The sequence below is a fragment of the Clostridium sp. genome, from assembly GCF_036642255.1.
Classification (GTDB): domain Bacteria; phylum Bacillota; class Clostridia; order Clostridiales; family Clostridiaceae; genus Clostridium_J.
The window spans coordinates 1-2,627 of sequence record NZ_JAVWDJ010000110.1 but is presented as its reverse complement, the minus strand read 5'-3'; the positions used below and the strand labels follow the sequence as shown (position 1 = coordinate 2,627).

General features: G+C 34.7%; 4 protein-coding genes. All 4 read right to left on the bottom strand.

Translation table 11 applies throughout. From position 1 onward, the window contains the following. Positions 1-607, bottom strand: a 607-nt coding sequence (locus RR409_RS21020; protein ID WP_332559728.1) for a hypothetical protein, incomplete at its 3' end; no start/stop codon positions are given. Between the two features lie 64 nt (positions 608-671). Further along, a complete protein-coding gene (locus RR409_RS21015) occupies positions 672-1,031 on the bottom strand; it encodes a hypothetical protein (RefSeq protein WP_332559727.1) in 360 nt (119 codons plus the stop codon). Between the two features lie 17 nt (positions 1,032-1,048). Next, positions 1,049-1,597 carry a hypothetical protein gene (locus RR409_RS21010; protein WP_332559726.1) on the bottom strand — a complete coding sequence of 183 codons (549 nt, stop codon included), beginning with the start codon at positions 1,595-1,597 and terminating at the stop codon, positions 1,049-1,051. 239 nt (positions 1,598-1,836) lie between these two features. After that, the coding region (locus RR409_RS21005; RefSeq protein ID WP_332559725.1) for a hypothetical protein at positions 1,837-2,627 on the bottom strand (791 nt) is incomplete at its 5' end.

Sequence of the window (2,627 nt, the reverse complement as noted above, 5' to 3'; positions counted from 1 at the left end):
TTTGAGCTATATCTCTAAATGTATCATCAAAAAACTTAACATTAAATTCTACAAGGGGTTTTCCATTAATGAAGTATCTAGAGCGGCAATATTGCATCGGCAATTCCTGTAAAACCATTTTGGTTGGGTTTTCTATTCTGTAACCATAATAAACTCCATTTTTAACTACTTTTAAGGCTATGTCTCCAAATACATATTTTACATTTATGTTATCTAAATAATTTAAAGCTTTTGAAAACTCACTTAAAACTTTTTCTTCTTTCATGTTGTCACTATTAACATATGGCACAGCCAACCAATCGTATCTATACAGGTATGCTAAGTATCTAACAAGTCTTCCGTATATACCATTAGCACTATAAAAAAATTCTGAAACTTCTCTTAAATGCGGCAAATCACCTTTATCTATTGCATCTAAAATTCTTTGCTTATCTGCTAAATTTCTGTTTACTTTTTTTAAAGAGCCTAAATCAAGTATTGCATCATCAAGTGTTTTACTTCCAACTCTTAACTTGGAAAATTCTTGATAACTCATAGAACTCTCTTCTGTTTGAGAAGGCTTTAAATTCATAGCCATTCCTTTTGTTCTATTTCTGATTTTTGACACCTCCTCGCTTTATTTTAATTATAACACAAAAAGGACTTGTTTGTCAAGTCCTCCTGTGAAATATTTAATATCCTGCTTCTTTTAAGATGTAATCCAAGTCTAATATATTATCGTTCCAATAGGGGATAGCAATTAGTGTATATTCATTTCTCGCACAGTATATTCTCTTTTGGTTGTCATTATATTTTTGCTTGAATAAACCTCTTTTTCCACCAAATTTCTTTACTGGTTCATAATGTTGTGCTCCCTGATATTCAATTAAGAAATCTATATTGCCATCATCATCAAACACTGCGAAGTCAAAACGAAGGCTGCGGTTTCCACTGGTTTTCAAATCTTCAAATTCATATTCTTGTTCATAAGTGAAACCGTTCATATCTAGTATTTCACTAATCTTAATCTCACCTCTGCTCGGCTGAGCCATGCATAATCACTCCTTTCTTAGTTAAATAAGAGTAAGTCTCCAACATTAAACTTCTTCTTCCTTTTCATCATATCCTCTTGCTTCTTAATATAATACATTCCATACTCCAACGCAGAGAATTTATCTTTCTTAATTCCTTTGTTCGCAGCTTTTAGAATAATGTTAGTTCCATCACTTTCCTCTTTAAGATTTAACATCTCTTCTTTTAATATAGAAGTTAATGTAAAAGGTTTTAGATACTCTGCCCTTTCATTGTGTGACATAGCCATACCTACTTTAGTAGACATAAGCTTAGTCTTAGCTGTTCTTTCATCTATTAACATTTTTAGCTTACCAGAGGCAAGTTGTGATTGTATATTAGCATGAGCCTCTGTGTTAATTGGGGCATTTGCTTTAATTATATAAATAGCATCTAAAACTGTATCTTCTGTTCTATATTTTCTGTAGAAATTCTCTTCATCATTATCTACTCCAAAACTAGGATAAGTCTCATTAGTTTCTGAGTCTATTTGGTGTTTGACTAGGTAGTCAATAAGACCGATGCCTACGTTTGTGTTCAATAGCAATCGTTAATTACTATCCGCCTTTCGAGCAGCTCATAGTTTCCTATGAGACCAGACCATATCTTCTTCCTAATCAAGGAAGCTCTCCATTTCCACTCACTTGAGTGTACGTCTTTCGACTGGTCGTTGAACCTTCTTACAAAAGAGTATGTAAGCTTGGCTGCTGATTTTCTTATTGTTTAAACAACTTAGAGTTCCCAGCAATTAAAAGAGTTTGCTATGCATGTTACCACACATAGGAGCTATATTATTAACCCATTTCCATCCACTACAAGAGAGCGAGCATTATACTTAAAGTATAATTTCTTTAAGTTTATTGCCTGTGTTTCAAAATGCTCTTCATCAAAAGTATGAATGTTGACTAACGTTTTTATTGCGGCACTCTGCGGTTGCGGAGTTACCTTAATGATTGTGGCTACAGTACTGCAGCCTTTTCTGCCAACGTCAACAGACACTACATAATATGCATCTTTGTTACTACGTTTACTATATTCATGTTCTGGTTGATTTAATACTCTGTGTTTGTCTATTGTATCTGAATCGAAGAATGCGTCTTCTCCAGACCCAAGCCAAACAGATTCATACTCCCTTGAAAAAGATGCTTCATTAAATGTTCCGTCTGATTTCAGATCTTTAACAAAATTTCTGTCGAGTAATTTCATTAGTACTGGCACACGCCAAGTCCCACCCATCACAATTGATTCTGTGGGTTTAACTATTTGCCATATTAATAGTTGTATGAGTTTGTCATAGGGGAAGGTATTTTTATAGCCAGCTGTAGTTACATAAATCTGACTCTTGTTTAATTTTTCTTCGGGGTAAACTTCCCCATCTGCGCATCTTCTTGATACATTCATTAAGGGAATAATTACTTCCGAGAGCGCCTGCCCATCGACCAGCACACATTCTTCAACAAGACCCCCATGCCTACGGCCGCCACGACTAGACTGTCTCGCTGCTACTATATCCAGCCTCGACTTATTCTTAAACTCTACTTTAATATAATCTTTAGAGAATAGGGATTTACCCGGTC